The 25,199-nt window shown below is 41.1% G+C and carries 22 protein-coding genes and 1 pseudogene; 15 read left to right on the top strand and 8 right to left on the bottom strand.

The window, feature by feature from the left end:
* The first annotated feature begins 230 nt into the window (after positions 1–230).
* Complete coding sequence (locus FE785_RS10360) at positions 231–665, top strand: DUF6428 family protein (protein ID WP_138565671.1); 435 nt, start codon at positions 231–233, stop codon at positions 663–665.
* Here FE785_RS10360 and FE785_RS10355 read toward each other — a convergent pair.
* From FE785_RS10355 to FE785_RS10345, 3 genes are all read right to left on the bottom strand, one after another.
* Positions 652–1,008: a DsrE/DsrF/TusD sulfur relay family protein gene (locus FE785_RS10355; RefSeq protein WP_138565670.1), complete on the bottom strand. Its 357-nt coding sequence runs from the start codon at positions 1,006–1,008 to the stop codon at positions 652–654. The genes FE785_RS10360 and FE785_RS10355 overlap by 14 nt on opposite strands.
* Positions 1,009–1,092: 84 nt before the next feature.
* Positions 1,093–2,010 carry an alpha/beta hydrolase gene (locus FE785_RS10350; RefSeq protein ID WP_138565669.1) on the bottom strand — a complete coding sequence of 306 codons (918 nt, stop codon included), beginning with the start codon at positions 2,008–2,010 and terminating at the stop codon, positions 1,093–1,095.
* Between the two features lie 115 nt (positions 2,011–2,125).
* Complete coding sequence (locus FE785_RS10345; RefSeq protein ID WP_138565668.1) at positions 2,126–3,391, bottom strand: MFS transporter; 1,266 nt, start codon at positions 3,389–3,391, stop codon at positions 2,126–2,128.
* Between the two features lie 264 nt (positions 3,392–3,655).
* Between FE785_RS10345 and FE785_RS10340 the strand changes: the two genes are divergently transcribed.
* The 4 genes from FE785_RS10340 (at position 3,656) to FE785_RS10325 (ending at position 6,945) form a co-directional block, all read left to right on the top strand.
* The gene (locus FE785_RS10340) at positions 3,656–4,399 is read left to right on the top strand and encodes an MBL fold metallo-hydrolase (RefSeq protein ID WP_138565667.1); all 744 of its coding nucleotides are present in this window, start codon (positions 3,656–3,658) and stop codon (positions 4,397–4,399) included.
* A gap of 80 nt (positions 4,400–4,479) precedes the next feature.
* Positions 4,480–5,577, top strand: a complete 1,098-nt coding sequence (locus FE785_RS10335; protein WP_138565666.1) for a YeeE/YedE family protein — start codon at positions 4,480–4,482, stop codon at positions 5,575–5,577.
* Between the two features lie 38 nt (positions 5,578–5,615).
* Positions 5,616–6,191, top strand: a complete 576-nt coding sequence (locus tag FE785_RS10330) for a class I SAM-dependent methyltransferase (protein ID WP_138565665.1) — start codon at positions 5,616–5,618, stop codon at positions 6,189–6,191.
* Between the two features lie 100 nt (positions 6,192–6,291).
* Positions 6,292–6,945: an ArsR/SmtB family transcription factor gene (locus FE785_RS10325; protein ID WP_138565664.1), complete on the top strand. Its 654-nt coding sequence runs from the start codon at positions 6,292–6,294 to the stop codon at positions 6,943–6,945.
* A gap of 113 nt (positions 6,946–7,058) precedes the next feature.
* On the opposite strand, the gene FE785_RS10320 is transcribed toward FE785_RS10325, so the two are convergent.
* The 5 genes from FE785_RS10320 to FE785_RS10300 form a co-directional block, all read right to left on the bottom strand.
* The gene (locus FE785_RS10320; protein WP_138565663.1) at positions 7,059–7,469 is read right to left on the bottom strand and encodes a hypothetical protein; all 411 of its coding nucleotides are present in this window, start codon (positions 7,467–7,469) and stop codon (positions 7,059–7,061) included.
* Between the two features lie 16 nt (positions 7,470–7,485).
* The gene (locus FE785_RS10315) at positions 7,486–10,617 is read right to left on the bottom strand and encodes an efflux RND transporter permease subunit (protein ID WP_138565662.1); all 3,132 of its coding nucleotides are present in this window, start codon (positions 10,615–10,617) and stop codon (positions 7,486–7,488) included.
* A 12-nt stretch (positions 10,618–10,629) separates the two neighbouring features.
* Positions 10,630–11,943 carry an efflux RND transporter periplasmic adaptor subunit gene (locus tag FE785_RS10310; protein ID WP_138565661.1) on the bottom strand — a complete coding sequence of 438 codons (1,314 nt, stop codon included), beginning with the start codon at positions 11,941–11,943 and terminating at the stop codon, positions 10,630–10,632.
* A gap of 12 nt (positions 11,944–11,955) precedes the next feature.
* Positions 11,956–13,224, bottom strand: coding sequence for a TolC family protein (locus FE785_RS10305; protein WP_138565660.1), 1,269 nt, complete (start codon positions 13,222–13,224; stop codon positions 11,956–11,958).
* Between the two features lie 180 nt (positions 13,225–13,404).
* Positions 13,405–13,776, bottom strand: coding sequence for a hypothetical protein (locus FE785_RS10300; RefSeq protein ID WP_138565659.1), 372 nt, complete (start codon positions 13,774–13,776; stop codon positions 13,405–13,407).
* Between the two features lie 236 nt (positions 13,777–14,012).
* On the opposite strand from FE785_RS10300, the pseudogene FE785_RS10295 reads away from it, so the two are divergent.
* From FE785_RS10295 to FE785_RS10250, 10 genes and pseudogenes are all read left to right on the top strand, one after another.
* Positions 14,013–14,981: pseudogene (locus tag FE785_RS10295) on the top strand (IS30 family transposase).
* A 615-nt stretch (positions 14,982–15,596) separates the two neighbouring features.
* Positions 15,597–15,953, top strand: a complete 357-nt coding sequence (locus tag FE785_RS10290) for a hypothetical protein (RefSeq protein ID WP_138565658.1) — start codon at positions 15,597–15,599, stop codon at positions 15,951–15,953.
* Between the two features lie 120 nt (positions 15,954–16,073).
* Positions 16,074–18,119, top strand: coding sequence for a copper resistance system multicopper oxidase (locus FE785_RS10285; RefSeq protein WP_138565657.1), 2,046 nt, complete (start codon positions 16,074–16,076; stop codon positions 18,117–18,119).
* A 25-nt stretch (positions 18,120–18,144) separates the two neighbouring features.
* A complete protein-coding gene (locus tag FE785_RS10280) occupies positions 18,145–18,861 on the top strand; it encodes a copper resistance protein B (protein WP_138565656.1) in 717 nt (238 codons plus the stop codon).
* Between the two features lie 69 nt (positions 18,862–18,930).
* Positions 18,931–19,416: a c-type cytochrome gene (locus tag FE785_RS10275; protein WP_138565655.1), complete on the top strand. Its 486-nt coding sequence runs from the start codon at positions 18,931–18,933 to the stop codon at positions 19,414–19,416.
* A 10-nt stretch (positions 19,417–19,426) separates the two neighbouring features.
* Positions 19,427–20,935 (top strand): multicopper oxidase family protein, encoded by a 1,509-nt coding sequence (locus tag FE785_RS10270; protein WP_138565654.1) that lies wholly within the window; start codon positions 19,427–19,429, stop codon positions 20,933–20,935.
* A gap of 39 nt (positions 20,936–20,974) precedes the next feature.
* Positions 20,975–21,190: an SHOCT domain-containing protein gene (locus FE785_RS10265; RefSeq protein ID WP_138565653.1), complete on the top strand. Its 216-nt coding sequence runs from the start codon at positions 20,975–20,977 to the stop codon at positions 21,188–21,190.
* A 59-nt stretch (positions 21,191–21,249) separates the two neighbouring features.
* Entirely contained in the window at positions 21,250–23,577 is a 2,328-nt protein-coding gene (locus tag FE785_RS10260) for a heavy metal translocating P-type ATPase (protein ID WP_238696266.1), read from the top strand.
* Between the two features lie 131 nt (positions 23,578–23,708).
* Positions 23,709–24,125 carry a hypothetical protein gene (locus FE785_RS10255; RefSeq protein WP_202978306.1) on the top strand — a complete coding sequence of 139 codons (417 nt, stop codon included), beginning with the start codon at positions 23,709–23,711 and terminating at the stop codon, positions 24,123–24,125.
* 311 nt (positions 24,126–24,436) lie between these two features.
* On the top strand, positions 24,437–24,994 hold the full coding sequence (locus FE785_RS10250; protein WP_202978305.1) for an ATP-binding protein: 558 nt from the start codon (positions 24,437–24,439) through the stop codon (positions 24,992–24,994).
* The last annotated feature ends 205 nt before the right edge of the window (positions 24,995–25,199 follow it).

Raw genomic sequence — 25,199 nt, 5'->3', positions numbered from 1 at the left:
GTGGGTATTACTGGTCAAAATAACATAGTGTTGCTGTAACAATTTCCCCAGTAATTGCTGTTTTACCCTTCCTATAAATTGCTATTTAAATGGATCCACTTTGAACGAGGTGTTATATGAAATTTCATTTATTTCGCGAATTAATGAGAGAAGTATCAGAACGTTCAATCAAATTTATATTGCCTGATGGACGTGTGATTCCTACACAATTTCATATAACAGATATTTGAGTGGTCAGCCGTAATTTGATTGATTGCGGTGGTGTTACGCGACATGAACAGGCTGTTCATTTTCAACTATGGTTAGGTGATGATTTAGATCACAAACTGACTAGCTCAAGGGTATTGAAAATTATAGAACAGAGTCAGAGTGTATTGAACTCTGGTGAAAGTGAATCGGTAGTCATAATTGAATATCAAGTAGAAGTTGGTGAAATGTCATTGTTTGCACTATTTGAGATTATTGATTATAAAAAGACAGGTACACAACTGGTATTTTATCTGGATAGTGTGAAAACCAATTGCCTTGCTGCAGATAGAGCGAGACAAACCAGCTCATCTTGCTGTAATGCAACTAGCGTAGATAAGGGAAATAGACTTGTTGTGCAACTTCAAAAGATACAAATGGTTGCTGCTAATTGGCTGAAAAATATTATAAATTTATGACCCTGTCGCTACTTGTCACCCAGTTAGATAAGTCTTTCATAGTAGATTTGTCAACGCCGAGAATATATGGCTTGTTTTTATATATGCCGCAACGCGACATACAGGTTCCACAAGCTTTTATTTCAACTCCTTTTTCAATAAGATTATTCAGAATGGAGACCAGATCTTGATCATAGGTTTGATTGTCAACATTTATGTCTCGGACTAAATCAACCGCATCATTCATAATAAATATTCTGACTTCATGATTATCTTCATGTAATTGGTTAGCTAGTCTCAAGCCATTCCAAGTGACATCAGTACCATCATAAGGCTCTTTATTGAAAATCAAGAGTACTTTCATACAGCCTCCATTTGCTGAAAACAAGTAAAAACACTTTCCTCCCACCCTTGATAAGAAAGGGCGGTAGGATTGAAAAAGTTAAAGTCAGTTAGCTTGAATAAATTCCACAACGGCTGTCGCCATATCTTCATTCGCAAAATCGAGGAAAAGGTGGTCAGCATCTTCTAGCATCAAGGTCTTTACCTTCCCAGAATCCACAAGAGGTTTGATTTTTTCTGGAAGGTCAGGCACGACAGTGTCTGCACTTCCCATAATCACCAATGTCGGCTTTTTAACATTTTGTAAAACTGTAGGGGTGTCAAACTGTGGTTTTGGATCATAGTAATCAACAAATGATGCCGCAGTTACCTGAGCTTTTTTACAGTAGATAAAGTCTGTATCTTTGAGCATGGTATCACCTTTTCCTTCTGCAACCAGTGCCTTGGCTTTTTCCAAGATTGGTTCAAGAGGCTTACCATACTTATGTTCATACTCATCAGCAGACTGCTGTTCACCAGTAGCAGGTGCAATCAATACCACATCCTTAATTGCATCACTGTCATGCGCGACCGCGTACCAAGCAGTCTGATTCCCACCGCGCGAATGCCCCATTAGGGTAACTTGCTTAGTGCCCTGCTTCTTTAACCAGTTTAGCCAAAAACCAATCTCTTGAAGCGCATCAGTATGTTTATGAGTGTGAGGCACGGCACAATCGTACTCGCCATGTCGATCATTCACCCCTAGAGAAAGGTTAATTGCAAGCGAGCTAACACCTTGTGAAGCTAGATTTTTTTGTAGTTGTGCATAGGTGGAACGGTCTTTATGCGTTAATGTACCATGTGTTAGCAATACCATTTCATCGCCATAACCTTTTCCGTCCACCATCATCAGGTTTGCATTGACCGTTAGACCATTGTAAGTTTGCTTAATCTCTTTCATTTCTGTCGCATGGGCTGAGAATGCAGACAGTAGTAGTTGCATACCTAACAAGAATGAAAGAAAAGATGTCGATGTTTTTTTCATAACCTATCTCCTTTGATTGGAATAAAAACCATGTCTTATCAACGATAAGGGCTTTATGTTAAAAATTATACATATAAGTATTCAAAAATCTTTATCATCCTAAATTTATAAACTGTTACGCCTCATTAGGTTTTAACGCAAGTTTGACCCACAGGCCGGACAATAACATCATTACGCCCACGAAATAGAAAGGCCAAACGATCGATTCAGTATAGAACGCCAAGATCCCCATTAGTAAAGCTCCTGCTGCGTAACCAAAATCACGCCAAAAACGATAAATTCCCAAAATACTGGCTCGCCATTTAGGTTCGCTAACATCCGCCACAGCGGCACCCAATGTCGGGTAAAGCATGGCCATTCCAAAGCCCATTGCAGCCGCCAATAATGACCATGCCCAAACGCTTTCAACCCAGACAAATAAGAGGCTACTGATTCCGCAAAGCCAAAAGCCTCCTACGATTAATCCACGGCGCCCCCATTTATCGGATAGAGGTCCGGTAATCAACTGTGATGCACCCCATACCACACCATAAATAGCGATAATTGCGCTGGCTTGAATTAGAGTTTGAGCTTGACTCATTAAGAATACCGGCATAAAAACCCATACCAGTGCATCAATGAATTTCTCTACAAGCCCTGCCTGATTGAGGGCCATCAGCTCTTTTTGCTTGAATGTGGCATAAATCATCATACTTTTCAGTGAAACCGGCTCATTACTGACGGTTTCGCCTTTAGCTGCCAAGGCCTCTCGGTGAACTTCTTGATGCAATTTTGACCATGGGTGGGTATCGATTACTTTCCATAATGCTAGAAATAACCCAAGACCGATGACAACTAACCCAAATCCGAGTAACGCCTCGCGAGCACCATACTGTTCCGCCAAATAGGCAGTAATCCAGCCAGCAATACCTACTGCTGCGTAACCTGAGAATTCGTTAAATCCGTTGATCAAACCTTTCTGGCTTGCTTTTGCCAAATCCAGTTTGCTGTTAAGAGACATTGACCAACACAAACCTTGGTTAAGCCCCAGAAAAACCATCGCCCATAATATCCATGCCCACGATTGAGCATAAAAAATTAGAAGTGGGACAGGTATAGCTAGAAGCCAACCAGCAATCAATAAGCGGCGACGGCCAAAACGGTCACTAAGATGACCGGCCAGCAAATTCATAATGGCTTTAACAAGCCCAAAGATTACGACAAACAAAGCCAAACTCATAAAAGCTTGTGCTACGAGTCCAAACTCACTTTCTGCTAGTCCCGGCACAACGGTGCGGGTCATTCCAATGGTTAGGCCAACAAGAAACACCTGTATCAACTGCTGAATGATTTGCTGTAGGTTGACATGGATGCCGTGTTCGATGTTTGAAGTGAGAGACATGTGTTGCTCCTGAGAAAAATATAATTCAACTGATTGGTTGAATGGTACGGGCTATGGCTAAATAAAGCAAACCAGGTGGATCTTTTTTCCCCTAAAAGAATTGATGAAGCATAAAAAACTTTATTCAACCATTTGGTTGAATAAAGAATTGAAGGTGGGTATAGTGGCTTATATTCAACTAAATGGTTGAATATTGGTGCTTAACTAAGCAGTGTGCATTCAACATGCATTTAGAACTTTTGGAAGTCATAGAGGAATATACTCATGTTTTTATTTCAGCATACGCCGGCATCAGAACCGGGTTCTTTGTCTTATCTGTTAGGTTGTGTTGGCCAAGGTTTAGGCATTGCTGTAGATGTTCATCAAGATGAAATTGATTTGTATTTGGATGTGGCGGAGAAAAAGGGCATCAAAATAGCCTACGTTATCGATACACATGTTCATGCAGATCACTATTCTGGAGGCTATGAGTTAGCACAAAGAAGTGGTGGGCAATACGCCTTGCACAAAGATTCTCCTGCACAGTGCGATTTTATGCCACTGGATGACCGTCAAATCGTGAAAGCTGGAAACGTAGAAGTCGACGTCATGTATACACCGGGACATACGGATGACAGCATTATATTAATGGTGACAGACCGTTCCCGAGCAGACGAGCCTTGGTTTCTGGTAACGGGTCACACATTGTTTGTAGGCAGTGTCGGGCGTCCGGATCTTCACGGAAGAGAAGAGGAAATGGCCAATAAGCTATACGACTCTATTCACGGACGTATCCTGCCTCTGTCGGACACCATGGAAATTCTGCCAGGGGCTCAAGCAGGCAGTGTATGCGGTGCAGGCATCAGCGGGAAACCTATGTCTACCCTTGGTTTTGAAAAACGTTACAACGCTACGCTAAAGCTGGACCGTGAAGCGTTTGTAAAACAGGTCGCGGGAACAGTTCTACCAGAGCCGGACGCGATGAAAGGCATTGTGGCCTTCAATCTTAACCCTAGCCAAAAATCATAACCTTTAATAAGAAATAAAAAGTAATAGACATCCTTGAGTCTCATAAGCGAGATTTATTGGATGCACCGAGGAAAACAAATATGGAATTATTAACGGCATTCTGGCCTTATTACATTGGTATATTGGCATTAGCAGTAATCTTCGGGTTTACCGCTCAACGCAGTGCGTTTTGTCCTGTCGGTGGTATGCGTGATTGGATGAGTCAAAAACAATTTGCCCGTTTAGGAACTTATTTCGGCGCAATAGCAGCGGCCATGATTTTCACATCGATTGTTGAGGGTGCCGGCTGGGTAGATCTTTCACAGACGATGCCTCCGTATCGCAGTGCTGAATTTAGTTGGGGACGCTATATCATTGGCGGGTTCATTTTCGGCTTCGGCATGGTTTTAGCGGCTGGATGCGGGATGCGTAATCTGGTACGTGTTGGACAAGGAAGCTTTAAAGCCGTGTGGCTGGTTGCATTGATGTCTCTGATGGCCTATTTGATAACACGCACAGATTTTTATGCAAATTGGGTCTTGCCAATTGTATCTCCGTTGAGCGTAACTTTTGAACAAAGCGGTGCGCAAGATCTTGCCAGCATCGTCAGTGGCAAAAGTGAGTACACAGCTACATTGCGTTGGATTTTGGGTGTATTAATCGGCCTTGGCGTCTTCTTCTGGTTGCTAAAATCCTCTACATTTAAACAGGCTAAGCCAATCGCAACGGCTTTGATTATTGGTGGTGTGATTACAGCAGGATATAGCCTTACAGGTGGTACTTATGCTGAGTATATTCAAGGTGAGGCGTCTTTTATGGATACTCCACCAGCGGGACTAGGCACTCAATCATTTACGTTTGCCGCTCCGATGGGCGATGTCGTTTACTGGCTATCTGAAACGCATTGGGCGTTAGTAAGTTTTGGCGTAATTGCTGTATTAGGCATGGTCATTGGCTCGGCTATCAGCTCGCTACTTCAAGGAAGCTTTAAATTGGAAGGCTTTTCATCAGGCAGAGACTTTATCATTTCAAGCCTTGGAGCCTTGTTGGTTGGATTTGGCGCTGTATTGGCAATGGGATGCTCAATCGGTCATGGTCTTTCCGGCTCGGCGACGCTTGCTTTAGGGTCATTTGTCGCCTTAGTATCTATCCTCGCTGGCGCTTATACAGGTATTCGTTTAGAGTCACGTTGGCAATAACGTTAATTGCCGAAATTTAACTCAATGGATTGCTATAAATGAAAGTTCCGCAAAGCGACATGCCAGAACAAGATTTATGGGAAAGCTTTTTTGACCCTACCGGACTGATGCAAACACTTCTACCAGATGCATATCTGGCAGGAGATGTAGCTGAACTCGGTGCGGGTTATGGCACCTTTACCGAGGCTTTGATGGAATCTGTTAAAGGAAAAATCCATGCCTATGATATTGAGCCTGAAATATGTTCAGCTTTGCAAGCGCGGTTTAATGATTTCACTCCAGATAGATTGCAGATTCATTGTAAGGATGTCTTATCAGAGGGGACTGGAATGGATTCTGGTTCGCTTAGTTTGGTAACGGCATTTAACTTGTTACACTTTGGCAATCCTCAGCGTTTATTAAGCCATGTTTATGACATCTTAGATTCAGGAGGACATCTTCTGATTATTCATTGGCGTAGCGATATTGAAACGCCCCGTGGACCCGATTTAGCGTTACGACCAACTCCTGAAACTGTGAATCAGTGGTGTCTGGAAGCTGGATTCAATCTGGTTCGAAACCCAGACATTAGTGATAGCTGTCCGTGGCACTTTGCGGTCATTGCAACTAAATAGATTCGACTCACAGCAATCCGGCATTACACATCATTTAGATGGTGTAACTGTCGTTTTTTCATATAGAATGAATTTTCTATGTATAGAAGAATTTTGAACAATGTCATCTCAACCACTTAAACGCAATTTATTTGAGCAACTTGCACAGGTGAGTAAATCCTTGGGTCAAGCTAATCGTCTGATGATTCTGGATATACTTACACAGGGTGAGTGCGATGTAGATACTCTCCATCAAAAACTGGGGCTGAGTGTTGCCAATGTTTCGAAGCATTTACAGAATCTCAAGCAGGCTGGTTTGGTAAAAAACCGTCGCGAAGGTCTACGCATCATTTACGCCTTAAGTGACGACTCTGTGTTTCGCTTAATTGTAAGCCTTCGAGAGGTTGCTGAAACCCAACTGGAAGAAATGCAGTCATTATTAGCCGAACACATCAAGCCAGATACACCGTTTGAACCTATTTCTTTGCAAGCTTTAAAAAAAATGCAACTCTCCGATCAGCCTTTTACATTGCTTGATGTGCGCCCACAGGACGAATTTTCAGCGGGACATCTTCCCAGTGCTATCAATATACCTATTGATGAATTGCCAAAAAGTATTTCTCAGCTGAACCCGCAGCAACCGGTCATCATCTATTGTCGTGGGCCTTATTGTATGTGGTCACAGCAGGCTATCGAAACCCTACATGCAAAGGGGTATGAGGCCCAACGTTTGATTGAAGGTTATCCAGAGTGGCAAGCTCGAGAAGTGAAATAATCTCTGAAATTATCAGTGTATTTTACTTGTAGAGCACCAAATAGCTTGTTATTTTGCACAAAATCTATTTGTTCCTTTGATTGCCTGTGAATAAGGCAATCAAAGGAAGGTTTTTAATGAGTTTTTGTTGGGAAATGAGTAATTTTTATGGTGCTGTTAGCTGCTAAGTTAATTGTTAACTCCTTCCTAAAGCTAGCTGTAATTGAATTACGACTCTCTCTCATATAATTCACATCATGCTCTGTTAAAGTTTTTCCCTGATGATTTATAACAGAAATATGCAAATGTCCATAAGTTGGCCCTCTATAGGAAGGAAGGCGGTTGATTCGACCTTTCAAGACCCATTTATCGCCCAACTGGAAGAGTTCCGCATTAAGGATTTTGGCTTTAGAAGAGTTTACTTTTAAGATATGTATATCATTTTGGTTTTTAACCGCAGTATTGGCGCAACCAGTAGCAATTAATATTGTGCTTGCGAAAAGAAACATTGCTTTAAATATTTGTTTAGTATTTATTTGTAACATTTTTTATTTTTCCTGTTTATTTTGTAAGTTTAATTTTTTTAAAAGAGTAAACGAGTTGGTATAAGGCAGGTAATACAACTAAAGTCAGTAATGTTGAGGTCATAATGCCGCCAATAACGACTGTTGCTAACGGCTTTTGCACTTCGGCACCTGCACCTGAGTTGAGGGCCATAGGAATAAAACCAAGGCTAGCAACTAATGCTGTCATCAACACAGGTCTTAAGCGTTGCGAAACGCCATCTTGAATAGCGGTTAATAGGTCAAGACCTTTATCTCGCAACTGTCGAATGAAGGAGAGTAAAACCACACCATTCAAAACCGCTATTCCTGATAGCGCAATAAAACCAACCATGGCCGAAAGTGACAAAGGCATATCTCTCAATTCCAGAGCAAAGAGACCTCCACTCAAAGCCAGTGGAATTGCAGTAAAGATAATTAAAGCATCTCTCATTGAGTTAAAGGCGTTATAAAGCAAACCTAAAATCATCAATAAAACCAACGGAATAATCCAAGAAAGTCGTTCTTGAGCAGACTGTAATTGTTTGTAAGTACCATCATATTCAATCCAGTAACCTGAAGGTAATATTAGATTTTCCTGAATACTAGATTTAACTTCTTCGACATAACTACCCAAATCACGATCTCTGACGTTGGCTGTAATGACAATATTACGTTTGCCATTTTGACGGTTGATTTTACTTGGGCCTTCTGTGATTTGAACCTCGGCGACCTCTCCTAAAGGCACATATTTCAGCTCTTGATTGTCTGAGTTTGGAATAGGAATTGGCAAACGCTCGATAGCGCGTGGATCTGTACGATAAGTTTCGTCAAGACGGACAACTAATTTAAAGCGTCGATCCCCTTCATAGATCCATCCCGTTTGCTGACCGTTGATTGCAAGTTGTACCGAATTTTGTAAATCGGCAATGCTGAGACCAATTAGAGACAAGTGTTCTCTATCTGGTTCAATGTTAATAAGAGGTAACCCTTCGGTCGATTCCACACGAACATCTTCTCCACCTGCAATCCCTTGAAGCATTTTGCTTGTCTTTTCACCAACTTGTGCCAATGTATCCAAGTCATCGCCATAGATACGAACCGCAACATCAGAGCGGACACCGGAAATCAATTCATTGAAACGCATCTCAATAGGTTGAGTGATTTCATAATTGTTTCCCGGAACCTGAGTAATGATTTCTCGTAATTCACCAACAAACTCTGCTTTTGTTTTATTTGGATCAGGCCATTCGGATTTAGGCTTGAGAATCAAATACGTATCCGCGATATTTGGCGGCATAGGATCAGTGGCGACTTCTGGGGTACCAATCTTGGCAAAAACATACTTTACTTCTGGCAGTTTCGTAATGTTTTTTTCTAGCACATGTTGCATTTCAACAGACTGATCTAATCCTGTTCCAGTAATTCTTAAGGAGTGTAGCGCTATGTCATGCTCATCTAGTTGAGGCATAAACTCAACGCCCATTTTATTAACCTGCATGCTTGCCAAAATCACAATTGAACTGGCTAACATAACAACGGCTACAGGAGCGTCTATTGCCATGCGAAGAAGTGGAGAATAACCTCGTCGTACGCCACGCATAATCAGGTTTTCTTTATGTTGAACTTGCCCTTTAACAAAAATGGCAATTGCTGCGGGAATAAAGGTGACAGTCAGTACTAAAGCACCCATCAATGCGGCAACAACGGTAAAGGCCATAGGTTCAAACATTTTGCCTTCAACACCGCTAAGAGCGAATATCGGGATATAAACAAGCATGATGATGAAAACACCAAATACCGCTGGTTGAAATACTTCTCGAGTGCTGTTGATAATGACTTCAAACCGTTCTTGCAAGCTGAGTAATCGACCTAATTTTTTCTGTTGTTGTCCTAGCCGTAATAGTGCATTTTCTGTCACTATGACCGCACCATCAACAATCAACCCAAAGTCAATTGCGCCAAGACTCATCAAGTTTCCAGATACTCGGTTTGCAGCCATGCCAGATATGGCAAATAACATACTCAACGGAATGATTAAAGCAGTGATAATTGCGGCACGAACATTTCCTAAAAACAGGAAAAGGATAACAATAACTAAAACCGCACCTTCGAAAAGGTTCTTTTCTACTGTTGCAATAGTTTTATCAACCAGTGTAGTACGGTTATAAAGAGGCTCTGCAACCACACCGGGAGGCAAACTTAAGTTAACCTCTTCCAGTTTGTTTGCAATCGCTTTAGCTACCGTTCGACTGTTTTCACCCAGTAGCATGAAAGCTGTTCCCAACACCGTCTCTTGACCATTTAAAGTCGCAGCACCCGTTCGAAGCGGATTAGCAATGCTAACGGTAGCGACATCTTTTAAATTTACAGGGGCATCATCAAGTTTTGCCACCGTTAAATTCTCAATATCTTCCAGCGTTTTTAATTGCCCTGCAGAACGAACTAACCATTGCTCACCATTCTTCTCGATATAACCTGAACCTATGTTTTGGTTGTTCTTATAGAGAGCATCCATTACTTGTTCAAGCGTCACTTTGAAGGCGAGTAACTTCTCGGGATTTGGTGCAACTTGATACTGACGTTCATGACCACCTACGGTATTGATTTCAGTTATCCCTGGTACCTTAACCATTTGAGGTCGGATAATCCAATCTTGGATGATTTTCAGATCTTCAGCGGTGTAATTGGAACCATCCGGTTTCTTGGCCTGTTCTTGAGCAACGATAGCATAGGTAAAGATTTCTCCTAATCCGCTTGCTATCGGTCCCATTGACGGTTTCAGGCCTTGTGGCAGATTGACTTGTTGTAAACGTTCACTAATTTGCTGTCTGGCCCAGTAGATGTCTGTACCTTCTTTGAAAATGACCGTTACCTGCGACAAGCCATATCGCGAAAGTGAGCGAGTATAGTCTAAATTAGGAATACCGGACATCGCTGTTTCAACTAAAAAAGTGATGCGCTGTTCAACTTCCAATGGGGTGAAGCCATCCGCTTCTGTATTGATCATTACCTGAACATTAGTAATGTCAGGCACGGCATCCATAGGAAGTTTTTGTGCGTTATAGATTCCTAATCCAACCAGTAACAGGGTGAACATCATAATCAACCAACGTTTCTCTACAGAGAACTTTGTTAAAAAATGTATCATTTCAGCAGCTCCTTAGTGGTCATGAGACGCGCCGCTTTTCAACGCGTCTGCTTTGACTAAAAAGCTGTTTTCAGTGGCATACTCAGTGCCGGGTTCTATCCCTCCCAGTACCTCAATGTAGTGCTCATCTTCTTCGCCAAGCTCAAGCATTCTCACTTCATAATCATTACCGTATTTTGCAAATACAACGGGCATGCTTCTAAAACTCTGCAGACCTTTTTGATTAATAGCAAGGGGGGCCTTTTTTTCACCAACGGTCACTTGCGCTTTAATATGCATTCCAGGCTTCCAATAACCTGAAGAATTATCAATCACCGTTCTAGCGCGTGCGATATGACCATCAGTCATCGTCGGTGATAGATAGTCCAACGTGCTTGAAACTTGGTGAGCCTCATCCAAGGATTTAACCACGACATTTTGTCCTACGTTTAAACGCGCGATGTCTTTCGGGAAAGCGGATAGTTCAACCCATACCTTGTCTAGATTTGACACTTGCATTAAAGGATCGTTTTGAACGATTTCGCCAGTATTTGACCACAGGTTGCTGATCAGGCCATTAGTACTGCTTTTTATCGTATATGTCTGCAATGTTTTAATGTTTTGTAAGGTCGCTAATATTTGCCCTTTTTGAACTTCATCCCCAATTTTTACGTGCACTTTTTTAACTTTACTGGGGTACGGTGAAAATACTCTTGTTTTCTGATCTTGAGGCACCACAATAATTCCAAAAAGTTCTCTTTTTTGCTTAATGGTTTGTGATCCAACGACCTCTGTTTGCATACCTGATTCAGCAAACAAACGATCCGAAATGTAAGCTCGCCCTTCATGGCTTTCATATTCCCATTCATATAGCTTGCCAGCATATTGAGCTGAAACTTTCACGTCATATGAGTGAGGTTCAGCAATAACCTGACTACCCAATAAGTAATCCTTTTCAGGCTTAAAGTTCAAAACCTCTTGCTTACCACCGAGGCGATCCAATGTGATGAAAAGTTCAACTTGTGTTAAATCAATAGGTTGACCATTTTCATATGCATAGACCCTCATTTCCGGTGGAACGCCTGCTTCATGAATGGTCACTTCGATCGAGAATTTTCCATCAGACAGCAGCTTGCCTCCATGCTTCCCTTTTTTTTCCACCATTTCGGTTTCATTATCTTGTCTGTGCACATCATCATTATGCTCACTTTGGCCTGAATGCTCTCCATGAACGTCATTTTGATTGTCTGTACTATTATCGTGATGCTGAAGTTGTGAATATAACGCATATCCCGTTGCGCCAGCGGTAGCAAAAGAGATTGCTAGTAGTATCGATTTTAAATTCATATTAATTCCTTTCTATTGCGCAATAGGTTGCGTACCAACAAGCCGTTCAATTTCAAGCAGTACAAGTTGTCTTTGCTTATTGAGATCAAGCTGTTTTGTTCTAAGCTCAAACAAAATTTGTTGTGCTTCCATTACCTGTAATAGTGAGGTAGTACCGCGTTGATAAGCGGCCAAACTTGTTGTGAGTAACTTTTCAGATTCTGGTACCAACTGGCTATCGATGTCTTGTAACGAGGCCTCTATATTTTTCAGGGACATCCAGTATTCAGTTATTTTTAATTTAAGTTTTTGTGTACTTTCTTTTTGCAGAGTACGACTTTCTTGTAACTTAATTTTTGCCGCTTCTATACGGCCCTGATTAGGATTGTTGAATGCAAGAGGCATAGACATGCCAAAGTTAATAGTTTGCGCTGCATCAGAATTTTTGTGTTTTATGCCAACTCCAAAAGTTATGTCTTGAACCCCTTTTGCCTTCTCAAGCTTTAGGTTGTTATCAGCCATCCGTTGAAGTGCTAAATAATGGAGCTGAGAAGGTGAGGTTTCAATTTTATTGAGTAAACCTGCTTTCGAAGGTGTATGAAAGTTGCTATCAAAAAGACCAACAGCGTTATCAAAGTCAATATCACTCTGCCACATGGCACTTAAACGAATTTTGGCTAAGTCATTTTGTTTAGAGATTGACAATAAATGGTGATTAGATTGTTTAAGCAGTAATTTAATCCTGCTTTGATCTACGGGATCTGCAATGCCTTCTTGGGCCAATCTATTTATTTTTTTGTAAAGTAACTTTTGTTTAGAAAGATTCTCGTTGATTAGTCTCGATAATTGTTGAAGATAGACGACTTCATAGAAACGTCGACTTGTTTCTGCAGCTATATCTAGCTTGGCAAGCTCAAATTCAAGGTGATTGCTATCTTCCTTCGACTGAGAAAGAGCTAAACGATGGAAAAGCTTCTCGCCCAACTCAAAGTTTTGGCTCAAAGTTAGCGTTATTTCACTTTGTTCACCTAGTGAATAGTTTTGAGTGCCCAAAATATTTTCTATTTCTAGAGAAATTTGGGGGGTAGGCTTAATTTCCGCTTGTCTAGAAAGCGCTTTCTGGTAGCGAATTTTAAAGGGATATTCTTTTAACTCCGGATTATTGTCTAAAGTATTTTTTATAGCTTGCTTAAGTGTTATATCGCTTAAAGGTTCAATCGCTAGAGCTGATTTTGAGCATAAGCAAACAGATAAGACCACAGTTATTTTCCATAACGTGGGTCTAAACGAACTCGTTTTCATAACGGCCTCATAATTAACAATTAGTATTTTTTGCCATGAGCATTAAGCCGCCTTGATTGTCGTTATTTTGACAAATAGCAAAGCTCTGTTGTGCTCTTGAATGAAATGCTGATTAATTAAGTTATAAACGCTATAACCTAAAACTATTCAGTCTTGGCAAGGGTGTGTTTTGTTATGAAATCAGGCGTTTGGAGGTGGCAAAAGAGGTTGATGGCTAAATGAACCGATTTCAGAAGTCAATAAAGGGATTACTTCCGAGCTAGGCGGGATTAGAGGAGTTAGAACTGAACTGGTTGATGCAATAAGATTAAGATGAATGTGTATTTCACCTGCATGATGGTGTTCATGTGAGAATGATTCTGCTATAGCATTGAAATAATCAGTATCTTGGTGATGATTATGGTCGTTTAGTGAAAGATGGTAATGCGATTTTTCGCCAAACTCATGTTCTGTCATGCCTAGATGAAAATTGGCAAAAAACATCGCCAATAATAGCTGCGTAGCTAAGATTAAGGCAATTAATTTTTTTGTATTTGAATTAATTTTCAACATGACGCAATAAATATCATTTGTCTATTCAATTCAGGATTATAACAGCAATTTTTTAAAAAATAAAAATTTTTATTGGAGTCGCCCTAGATAGCCAATCAATTTCTGGTAAGGCCTGATAACACTAGAAGCATTTTATCTGCCAAATTTAATTCGCAGTTTCGGATAATAAGTGCAATCTAGAAAGGAAAGCCAGTTGAGGTAAACTCATTGGCTTTTCCCGACCAAGAGATTAGCACATGAAATATACCCAATTGACTGAAGGTGAACGATACCAGATTTATGGACTTTTGAAAGAAGGTTTTACACAAAAAGCTATTGCACGTAACCTTGATCGACATCCCTCAACCATCAGTCGCGAGTTAAAACGCAATAAAGGAATGAGAGGTTATCGACATCAGCAGGCTCATAGGTTGGCAGAAGAACGTCGATGTACCGCTAAGAAACATATCAAGCTGACAACAGAAGTACAAAACTGGATAGGAACATTGATAGAGCAGGATTTAAGCCCTGAACAGGTTTCAAATTATCTCGAAAGGCATCGTGGTTTGAAACTTCATCACGAAACGATGTAACAATACTTCTACCGAGATAAAGCCAATAATGGCACCTTGCATACATACTTACGCATCGCGAATAAGCCCTACCGTAAGCGTTATGGTAAGTATGACCGAAGAGGTCAGATTGTGAATCGAGTATCGATTGACGAGCGTCCTAAAATCGTGGAACAAAAATCGCGTATTGGTGATTGGGAAGGCGATACGATTATCGGTAAGGGTCATAAAGGCGCACTACTGACACTAGTGGAGTGCAAGACACTCTACACGGTGATTGTGCCACTAAAAGGTAAAAACGCCGAGCAACTTAAACAGGCAGCGATTGAGGTGTTAAGCCCCTTGAAAGAACGAGTATTGACCGTAACCTACGACAATTGCAAAGAGTTCGCAGAACATGAACAGATGGCCAAAGCACAGGAAGCTGATATTTATTTTGCCCATCTATATGCTTCTTGGGAAAGAGGGATTAACGAAAACACCAATGGACTGATACATCAGTATTTTCCAAAGGGAACAGACTTGCGAGATGTCACAATAGAGCAAGCTCAAATGGTCATGGAACGATTAAACAACCGACCTCGAAAAACTCGAGGTGGTAAGACACCTAATGAATTATTTATGGGGCTGCAAGTAGATTTACTTGCAGCATAATTTAGAAAATTGCAGTTATTACTTGAAACTGCGATTCAAAAGATTCAGTCAAAAAAGAAAAAGCCCTTGCCAATACTGGCTAAGTGCTTTTTAGAAGACTTGAGTAATCTCTTTAATTCCCAAACCGTGCTAGGAACCATTTCTGGCGGATGAATGCCTCATCTGATAAATAAGACCTCAAACTGAAGCACTTTCACGTATTTTATACTCTTTTGTCCAAAACTGAGTATTAGCGTTTAAAGGCACATAGTATTGCTGCATTGAGGTATCCAGAGTTTGCTGTTTTAATTTCCCCACCTATTGCTATTTATTTGGTTACACTTTGAACTCAATTAGCTCTCATCTGTAAATAAAAATATAGGGGATTACGGACGTGAGATTTCTGAGCAATTTTATATAACTGATCGATATTGTTGGTTTTACTCGGCATAAACAGGCTGTTCATGTTCAACTATGATTAGGAGCCTAGTACTATTAGACTTTAACAAAACTAAAAGAGCCCTGTTGCAGAATGCTACGTTTAAAGCTCTTGATTATTAAATCAAAAAGAGTAGTATTAGAATTTAATAATAAACATATAACTCAGATGACATCATGTTTAAAAAGTTCCTAATCATGTTATTTCTCATTCAAAGCCTTGCTGGTTCAGCATGGGCTGGGATAGATATGTCCATGATTAATGGCGCGGAAAAAATGCAAATGCAAATGATGCATACAAATATGCAAGATATGCCTAAAGACGTTGGATGTATGCATTTTAATAGTGACGTGACGCATGTTCAGAGTTGCTGCACAGATTCTTGTGTCGATGTTTTGTGTCTCTCTCTTCACAGCTCAACAATTTATCTAAATAATCTTAATCCTGCTGGGCTTAATGAAACTACTGTTGTTTCTAACGTTGAACCGCAAGTATTCGAATTCAATACACGTTTCACTAAACCTGAAACCCCTCCACCTTCCTCTATCGCCTAACAAGGCGAGAAACCTAAGATTAACCTAAACGTATACCTAAATATCGTTTAGCAAAAACTCTGCTTTCGCCTTAAAACATTGAATTGTAATTTTTTACTTTTGTTTTTAAGGAGTTAGGTCATGAAGACTAATATTCAAAATAATCAACTATCACGTCGTCAATTTGTGAAAGGCGTTACCTTAGCCTCGACAGCGGCTGCTCTGGGGGCTCAAATTCCCCGAGCTCTAGCCAACAATGAGTTTATCTCAAACAACACAGAGAAATTTTACCCAAGACAATCTCTTTTAAGTGGGACCGAGTTTGACTTAACCATTGCAGAAAAACGTGTCAATATCACCGGTAAAACACGTGTGGCAACCTTGGTCAACGGCTCACTTCCAGCCCCTACATTGGTATTCAGAGAAGGCGATACCGTCACCTTAAGAGTAAAAAACGAATTGGATGTGGATTCGTCTATTCACTGGCATGGTCTCATCTTGCCAACCAATATGGACGGTGTTCCTGGATTCAGTTTTGATGGCATAAAACCAGGCGAGACCTATACCTATCAATTTACGATTCAGCAAACGGGTACCTACTGGTATCACAGCCACTCCGCATACCAGGAACAGACTGGCGTATACGGTGCAATTGTCATCCTTCCCAAAGAAAGTGAACCTGTGCAATCGGATTATGACTACATTGTACAGCTTTCTGATTGGTCTGATACTGCACCAGAGACCATCTATGCCAACCTGAAAAAAATGGGAGATTTCTACAATATTGGTCAGAGAACCGTTGGTGACTTTTTTAACGAAGTCAGCGAAATTGGCTTTGCCAAAGCTTGGGAAAATAGAAAAATGTGGAACACCATGAAAATGACAGATCGCGATATATCTGACGTTTCCGGTGCAACCTACACCTATCTGATGAACGGCTTATCTCCTAACGCTCACTGGCGTGCACAAATTGAGGCTGGCAAAAAAGTTCGTCTACGTTTTATTAATGCCGCCGCGATGACATTTTTTGATGTTCGCATTCCTGGGATAAAAATGACGGTCATTGCTGCCGATGGGAACCTCATTCAACCTGTAGAGGTGGATGAATTCAGAATCGGTGTGGCAGAAACCTATGACGTAATCGTCGAACCGGATTCAAAACAAACAGCTTATGCCATTTTTGCACAATCCATTGACCGTACAGGTTATGCCATCGGTTCATTAACTACGGATGCTAATCAGATTGCTGAGACACCCGAAATGGATCCGTTACCGATTCTAACCATGACCGATATGGGGATGGATCACTCCGGTCACGATATGGGTTCAATGAACAACAACAGCATGGATCACTCCGGTCACGATATGGAGTCAATGAACAACAGTTCTATGGATCACTCCGGTCACGATATGAGTTCAATGAATAATAACACCATGGATCACTCGGGACACGACATGAATTCGATGAATAATCACTCTGATGGTCATTCCGATCATAATGCGCCAATGGCACATGAAACCCCTGATTACAGCCACGCGTTAGCGATGGAAAAAATGAAAATGGGCATGGATGTAAGTGACGTTGACCACTCCAAACACTCTCACAATGCACAGGCAATGAATGTTGATTTGGATTCAGCTGTGATTCCAATGGATATGAATCCTCAACTTCCACAAATAGAGGTGCCTAGAAAAGAGGGGCCACAAATTGATATGCGTGCTATGGGGGCCAAGTATCGTTTGGATGATCCCGGCGTAGGGTTGCGTAATAACGGTCGCAGGGTTCTGACCTATGCCGACCTTAAAAACCTCTACCCGACCCGTCATGAACCAAAACCAAGCAAAGAACTCGTTCTGCACCTAACAGGGAATATGGAGCGTTATATGTGGTCGATTGATGGTATTCCTTTTGATGAAGCACCGCCGTTAAAGTTCCAATACGGTGAACGAATTCGTATCACATTTATTAACGATACGATGATGAATCACCCTATGCACCTTCATGGTGTCTGGAGTGATTTAGAAACCGGGGATGAAAATCATATTCCGAGAAAACATACGATAGTCGTACAACCGGGCGCGAAAATAAGTTACCGCGTGACGATGGATGCGCGAGGCGATTGGGCATTCCACTGCCACATGCTCTATCACATGATGGGCATGTTTAGACGCGTACAAATTCGATAACCGGTGAAATAAAAGGGATGAAATCATGAAAAATCTAATTCAAAAACCAGTTTCTATTTTGATTCAAGCATTTTTTGCAACAACTTTGATAACAGGGATTGCCCAAGCGGGCGGCGAAAGAGATCCATTACTGGCCTCTTTAATCGTGGATAACCTGGAAATAAGCAATCAGGAAAACAACCCGACAGGTTGGGCGGCAAGCGCATGGGTAGGTAAAGACTGGCATAAGCTATACCTCAAGTCCGAAGGTGAAAGCGTTCAAGGGCAGAACGAATCTGAAAACCAACTGCTGTATTCAACACCCGTAGAAAAGTTTTGGGATTTACAACTGGGATTGGCTTATGACACGGCACCTGAAGCCAACCAAACCTGGGCTGCTATTGGTCTGCAAGGTCTTGCTCCCTACTTCTTTGAAACCAATGCGCTTTTATTGGCAAACTCTGATGGCCTGGGGATTCGTTTAGAATCGGAATATGAGGCGTTATTCACTCAAAAGCTGATTTTAACGCCTAGTATTGCGCTAAGTGCATATTCTTTTGATAACGAAAAAATGGGCACAGGTTCGGGGTTATCCAACCTAAATATAGGCTTACGTCTGCGTTACGAAATCACCCGTAAATTTGCGCCTTATATTGGTTTGACCTACAACCAATTCTTTGGCACAACAGCAGACTATGTCAAGGCTGAAGGCGGTAAGGAACAAGAAACCAGCTTAGTCGCTGGGGTTCGTTTCTGGTTCTAATTTTTTATTCGGTTAAGGAGGCTGTAAAAACTAAAGCTTCCTTAACTTATACAAGTCTAAGGAAATTGTATGAAATACTTGTTTATTCTTTTAAGTACTTCTTTATTGTCTGCTTGTACAGATACAAACACACAATCGAAATCATCCGAAAATGATACTAGTAGTGCTAATAACAGTACCGTTTATTCTGAAAAAGAAACAACAAAACGATGGTATTCAACTACAGATGTACAAATGGGTAAAAAAGTATTCTTAGCCAATTGTGCAGCATGCCACGGAGATCAGGCACAAGGTCTGGTGAAAGATTGGAAACAAACTCTGGATAATGGCAAATACCCAGCACCACCTTTAAATGGTTCCGCGCACGCTTGGCATCACCCTTTAAAAATTCTCAATCGTACCATTGTCTATGGTGGCATTCCTTTGGGAGGCACTATGCCGGGATTCAAAGATAAATTATCGCAAACAGAGCGATTGCAAGCGATTGCTTATTTCCAAAATTTTTGGTCAGACGAAATTTATCAGGCTTGGCTGAGCCGTGGCGGCCTAAAGTAAGGAGAACACTATGAAAAGACGTGACTTTATTACTAAGAGCTTTGCTACAGCAGCAGGCATTTTAACAGGCTTAAATAGTTCTGGAATAAGTGCTCAACCTTCTGCCGACACAGAATTTTTAACCGCAAAATTTCCATTGCGTACATTCAATTTACCACCTGTTGAAAGAGGCGAAAGTGATCATGGCAAACAGGTCTTTAAATTAAAAATACAGCAGGGTGAAACTCGCATCCTGCCTGACACGACAACTCAGACATTAGGTATCAACCAACCATTCCTTGCCCCCGTCCTTCAAATGAAAAAAGGGCAAACCATACAAATGCAAGTCAATAATCAACTCAATGAACCTGTTGCATTGCATTGGCACGGGATGATTCTGCCGGCTAGTGAGGACGGAGGCCCGCATCAAGAAATTGCACCTAACAAAACTTGGAATGCTGAATGGAAAGTGATTAATGAACCATCCACTCTTTTTTATCACTCTCATACTCACCATAAAACCGGTGTGCAAGTCTGGAAGGGCCTTGGCGGACAAATGCAAATTATTGATGAGGAACGTGATAAAGCATTAAACCTACCGCATGAATATGGCGTTGATGATTATCCTGTCATCATAATGGATCGTTCATTTGATGAAGCAGGAGAATTCTACTACAACAATCAGCGCATGAATAAAATGCAAGGAATGCATGGTAACGTAATGCTAGTTAATGGAGTTGCTAACTCTGTACTGGAACCAGAGAAAACCCGCATTCGCCTCCGCCTACACAATGCGTCTAATGCGAGATTTTATGACCTGGTTTTTTCTGATTTAAGACCATTTGAATTAATTGCCACTGATGGCGGCCTTTTGAGCCAAGCCATCACGACTAATAGAGTGCGTTTGGCACCATCTGAACGAGCGGAAATCATTGTTGATTTATCTGATCGAAAGTCCATATCTCTGCGTACAATTAAAGGTTACGGAAACCTATCAATGGGTATGATGAGAGGCATGGATCGTGGAAACTTAGATCAAACATTCGATTTAATGCATATCGATCCTAGACACTCGGAACGGGTTAAAGCTAAAACTCTTAGCCAGCTTGTTCCACTTCCAGATTGGTCTAATCAAGCAGTCGCCCAAACTCGAAAAATGAATTTAGAAATGCAAATGGGTCCTCAAATGATGTTTGGTAACGGCGGTTTCTCTATCAATGGGCAAAGCTGGGATATGAATGTCGTTAACGAAACACTCAAAGTAAACACCTTTGAAATCTGGGAACTGCAAAACCCTTCCATGATGCACCATCCTTTTCATGTACATAACACACAATTCAAAGTGCTTGAAAGAAATGGAAAGCCTCCACTTTCATGGGAATTGGGATTAAAAGATACTGTAACCGTTCATAAGGATGAAACGGTAAAAATTTTGTTGCCAACAGGCCCATATTCAAGTTCATCTGATGCTTATATGTACCATTGCCATATTTTGGAACATGAAGATGCGGGAATGATGGGGCAATTTATTGTGGTGTAGGTCAATAGCTTAAATGTATCAACTATGGGGAGTTGCTTTATGGAATTTTATGACGAGTCTATGCTGAACTTTATGGGAGGGCATATGTGGATATTCTGGTTAATTTTAATTGTATTAGTACTTATAGGCCTCAAGGTGATTTTTCAGCAACGTGGTGATTCAGAATCGGCTCTTGAAATATTAAAAAAGCGCTATGCAAAAGGAGAGATTACAAAAGAAGAGTTTGAGGAGCAGAAAAAAACACTTCTCTCTTAATTGCTTAGAAGTAATGCGTGATTTAAAACCAGTTAGCACAGATAGATGAGGGGAAAATTATGATGACGTCTCAGCGATCAAGTACAAAAAAAACATTCATTGATCCTGTATGTGAAATGAGGGTTCGTGATGATAAGTATTCTCATAATTTTCAAGGACAGACATTTTATTTCTGTGGTGAGAGCTGCCAACAAAAGTTTATTCATCATCCAGAAAAATACCTTTCTGAACAAAGGATATCAGCAAGTATTTCCAATAGCAGTCCGGTGAGCTATACCTGCCCAATGCATCATGAAATTGTGCAAGATCATCCAGGTAACTGCCCGATATGCGGAATGGCGCTAGAGCCCATCCTGACTGGTTTGTCTGAAAGTACAGGGGAGGCTTCTGAACTCAAAGATATGAAACGTCGTTTTTGGGTTAGTACTTTATTTTCTGTTCCCGTATTTATTCTGGCAATGTGGATGGATTTATTTCCTGAAACCTTACCTGCTAGTTTAAATGTTCGTCAGATTCAGTGGGTTCAGTTCATTTTAGCTACTCCTGTAGTGATCTGGGGAGGGCTTTCTTTTTTTGTTAGGGGATGGAATTCTATAAAAACCTGGAACCTAAATATGTTCACGTTAATCTCGATTGGCGTGGGCGTTGCATGGTCCTATAGCGTGGTTGCGCTACTTCTTCCTCATGTTTTCCCGTCTGATATGCAGTCTCAAGCTGGTTTGGTACATGTTTATTTCGAAGCGGCAGCGGTGATTACCGCATTGGTTCTGTTAGGGCAGGTTCTCGAATTGCAAGCTCGATCAAAAACCAATCAAGCAATCCAAAAGTTATTAGGTTTAGCGCCCAATACGACCTGGCGATTAGAGCAGGATGGAACTGAAAAAGAAGTGGCATTAACTGAGATCAAAGTTGGTGACATTTTAAGAGTCAAACCGGGAGATAAAGTGCCCGTAGATGGCTTTGTGACTCAAGGAAAGAGTTTCGTAGATGAGTCGATGGTCAGTGGGGAACCCATTCCCGTTGAAAAGTCCGTTAATGATAATTTGATTGGTGCGACGATTAATGGCTCCGGTAGCTTGTTAATGAAGGCTGAAAAAGTGGGGAAGGATACTCTGCTCTCTCAAATAGTTGAGATGGTCGCTAATGCACAGCGCTCTAGAGCCCCTATCCAAAATTTAGCGGATATCGTTTCCTCTTATTTTGTTCCTGTTGTTGTAATCATTGCAATTGTTGCTTTCTTTGCTTGGTGGGCGTTTGGTCCAGATCCGAGTTTGGCCTATGCATTAGTGAGTGCGGTTACAGTATTGATTGTTGCTTGTCCTTGTGCTCTGGGGTTAGCTACCCCTGTGTCTATTATGGTGGGTACTGGACTTGGTGCACAGTACGGAGTACTCATCAAAAATGCAGAAGCCTTAGAGATGATGGAAAAGGTTAACTTATTGGTTGTGGACAAAACGGGCACCCTTACAGAGGGAAAACCCAAGTTGGTTGCGGTGGAAGTGGAATCAAGCTATCAAAGAAAGGAGGTTTTGCATTTTGCGGCTAGTTTGGAAAGAGCAAGTGAGCACCCATTGGCAGAAGCAATTGTAGATTCAGCAGAGCAGGAAGCAATAAAGCTCAGTCCAGTCTCAGATTTTTCATCTGTTACAGGTAAAGGGGTATCGGGCAATGTTAATGGTCAGACTGTAGCGATTGGTAATCAAAAATTTATGGAATCCATCAATATTGAACTCGGTCATTTAAGTAAAGCTATTTTGGATTATCGATCACAAGGTCAAACCGTGATGTTTGTTGCAATTGATGAAGTGTTTGCCGGAATGTTGATTGTGGCTGACCCGATCAAAAACACAACGCAAGAGGCGATAAATTCACTTCATGCGGAAGGTATAAAGGTTGTGATGTTGACCGGAGATAACCAAGACACGGCAAATGCAGTGGGTCGTAAGCTCAACATCGACCAAATTGAAGCGGAGGTGTTACCAGAGGATAAAGCGAATTGGATAAAACGTTTTCAGGATGAGGGGTATGTTGTTGCCATGGCAGGGGATGGTGTGAATGATGCGCCGGCCTTAGCCCAAGCACAAGTAGGTATCGCTATGGGAACGGGAACCGATGTAGCAATGGAGAGCGCCACTATAACGTTGGTTAAAGGTGATTTAAATGGCATTGTAAGAGCGCATAAATTGAGCCGCGCTACGATGAAGAATATCCGCCAAAATTTATTCTTTGCTTTTATCTATAACGCTTCTGGTGTTCCGATTGCTGCTGGAGTTTTTTACCCCTTCTTTGGTTTGCTGCTTTCACCAATAATTGCAGCGGCAGCGATGAGTTTTAGTTCTGTATCTGTAATCGCCAATGCATTAAGGTTAAAAAGAGTAAAGATTTAATAAATGTAGTTATCAATAAAGGAGGTTTATATCAAAGTTTTGATCCATCTAAAACTATTTTTAGTGACCGATTAAGGGTTGTGTTGGTCAATTTTAGATGTCTAAAGCAACCTGTTTATGAGGATAATGTTATGTTGAAACAAAATTTAATTATTCTAGTTGTCTCTGGAAGCTTAGGCTTACTAAGCGGTAATGCATTAGCATCGGATCATGCATATCCACGGACACATGCTATTCAGTCCATGGATGGTGACCATATAATTGGCTGGCATTTAATGACCCCTGAAGAAAAGAGGGAGCATCAGCATAAAATGGAGCACGCTAAAACTCCTGAAGAACGAGAGGAAATTTTACGTTTAAATCATATGAGAATGGAAGAGCGGGCAAAGCAGAGGGGAGTGCCTTTAAGAGGAATGCCTCCTGGACAAGAGCATATGATGAATGAACGAAATATGCCTCGTGACCAAGGCCAAATGATGGATGAAGGAAATATGCCTCACAGTCAAGGCCAAATGATGGATGAAAGGGATATGCCTCATTCAAGATGAGTAAAGAATTTTTAATTGAAGTGATGAAATAACTGTCTCAAAGTGTAAATAGAAGCAGACTATGAAAAGTGTATTCATCAAATGTGAGCTATTTATTACTTTGTGGCAGTTTAAAAAATCAATAATGAATCGTTGATTGTTCATAATTTTTCCCAAACTTTGCCTTATCTCAGTGTTGAATTTACTCGGGGATGCTCAACGCAGTGGATGTTGAGCAACGATGATTCAAGCCATGTCGCTGGTCGCATTGATGTCTCTGATGGCTTAGTTGATGACACGCACGGACTTTTATTCAAATTAGGTTTTGCCAATTGAAACGGCTTTTATTGTTGGTGACGTCATTAAAGCAGGATATAGCCTTACAAGGTGTCTCTTTTATTTGCCCAATGGTGGAAGGATTAAAAGATCTTGAATGGCTAAAGCATGGAATTGATCTTGTTCTGACAGGACCCGCTGGTACAGAGAAGACATGGAAAGCTTGTGCTCTTGGTGAAAAAGCTTGTCGAGAAGGATTGAAAGTTAGCTTTCAGAGACTTCCAATTTTACTTGAGGAATTCAAATTAGCTCATGTGGACGGAACTTTCCATTCAAAATTGGCAAAGTTAACCAAGGTCGATTTACTGATTCTTGATGATCTCGGTGTTTCACCAATTAATACCCAAGGACGAGGAGATTTGCTAGAAATTATCGATAGCCGATCAACAACTAAATCGACAATTGTCACCAGCCAGTTACCTATGAGTAAATGGCACGACTATTTATCTTCTGGTAATCCAACCGCTGCTGACGCAATTTTAGATAGGATAACAGGAGGTTCATATCGCATTGAATTCAAAGGAGAGTCAATGCGAAAGTTAAGAAAAAAATAAGTTTTACTTCTTTAAAGCCACTTTCAACTGAGTGGCTTTTTTATGGCCTTAAGTTGGGAATTTGAAATGGCAACCAGTGGAGAACAAGTAACGGCAATAACTGGATTGTTATCGCCAATGAGAGGGGAATTTGCGTCGATAATTAGTGGTTACTTGATACAAGAATATGCACAAAACGACAATGCTCCTGTTAAAACATCCAATT

This window comes from Thiomicrorhabdus sediminis (assembly GCF_005885815.1).
Taxonomy (GTDB): domain Bacteria; phylum Pseudomonadota; class Gammaproteobacteria; order Thiomicrospirales; family Thiomicrospiraceae; genus Thiomicrorhabdus; species Thiomicrorhabdus sediminis.
This window is presented reverse-complemented; position numbering and strand designations above follow the sequence as displayed.

Coding starts and splice junctions, on each gene's coding strand:
- FE785_RS10335 (WP_138565666.1), top strand. CDS start 4,480: ATGGAATTATTAACGGCATTCTGGCCTTATTACATTGGTATATTGGCA.
- FE785_RS10350 (WP_138565669.1), bottom strand. CDS start 2,010: ATGAAAAAAACATCGACATCTTTTCTTTCATTCTTGTTAGGTATGCAA.
- FE785_RS10265 (WP_138565653.1), top strand. CDS start 20,975: ATGGAATTTTATGACGAGTCTATGCTGAACTTTATGGGAGGGCATATG.
- FE785_RS10270 (WP_138565654.1), top strand. CDS start 19,427: ATGAAAAGACGTGACTTTATTACTAAGAGCTTTGCTACAGCAGCAGGC.
- FE785_RS10345 (WP_138565668.1), bottom strand. CDS start 3,391: ATGTCTCTCACTTCAAACATCGAACACGGCATCCATGTCAACCTACAG.
- FE785_RS10275 (WP_138565655.1), top strand. CDS start 18,931: ATGAAATACTTGTTTATTCTTTTAAGTACTTCTTTATTGTCTGCTTGT.
- FE785_RS10300 (WP_138565659.1), bottom strand. CDS start 13,776: ATGTTGAAAATTAATTCAAATACAAAAAAATTAATTGCCTTAATCTTA.
- FE785_RS10340 (WP_138565667.1), top strand. CDS start 3,656: ATGTTTTTATTTCAGCATACGCCGGCATCAGAACCGGGTTCTTTGTCT.
- FE785_RS10310 (WP_138565661.1), bottom strand. CDS start 11,943: ATGAATTTAAAATCGATACTACTAGCAATCTCTTTTGCTACCGCTGGC.
- FE785_RS10320 (WP_138565663.1), bottom strand. CDS start 7,469: ATGTTACAAATAAATACTAAACAAATATTTAAAGCAATGTTTCTTTTC.
- FE785_RS10280 (WP_138565656.1), top strand. CDS start 18,145: ATGAAAAATCTAATTCAAAAACCAGTTTCTATTTTGATTCAAGCATTT.
- FE785_RS10305 (WP_138565660.1), bottom strand. CDS start 13,224: ATGAAAACGAGTTCGTTTAGACCCACGTTATGGAAAATAACTGTGGTC.
- FE785_RS10255 (WP_202978306.1), top strand. CDS start 23,709: ATGTTGAAACAAAATTTAATTATTCTAGTTGTCTCTGGAAGCTTAGGC.
- FE785_RS10355 (WP_138565670.1), bottom strand. CDS start 1,008: ATGAAAGTACTCTTGATTTTCAATAAAGAGCCTTATGATGGTACTGAT.
- FE785_RS10330 (WP_138565665.1), top strand. CDS start 5,616: ATGAAAGTTCCGCAAAGCGACATGCCAGAACAAGATTTATGGGAAAGC.
- FE785_RS10290 (WP_138565658.1), top strand. CDS start 15,597: ATGTTATTTCTCATTCAAAGCCTTGCTGGTTCAGCATGGGCTGGGATA.
- FE785_RS10285 (WP_138565657.1), top strand. CDS start 16,074: ATGAAGACTAATATTCAAAATAATCAACTATCACGTCGTCAATTTGTG.
- FE785_RS10260 (WP_238696266.1), top strand. CDS start 21,250: ATGATGACGTCTCAGCGATCAAGTACAAAAAAAACATTCATTGATCCT.
- FE785_RS10325 (WP_138565664.1), top strand. CDS start 6,292: ATGTCATCTCAACCACTTAAACGCAATTTATTTGAGCAACTTGCACAG.
- FE785_RS10315 (WP_138565662.1), bottom strand. CDS start 10,617: ATGATACATTTTTTAACAAAGTTCTCTGTAGAGAAACGTTGGTTGATT.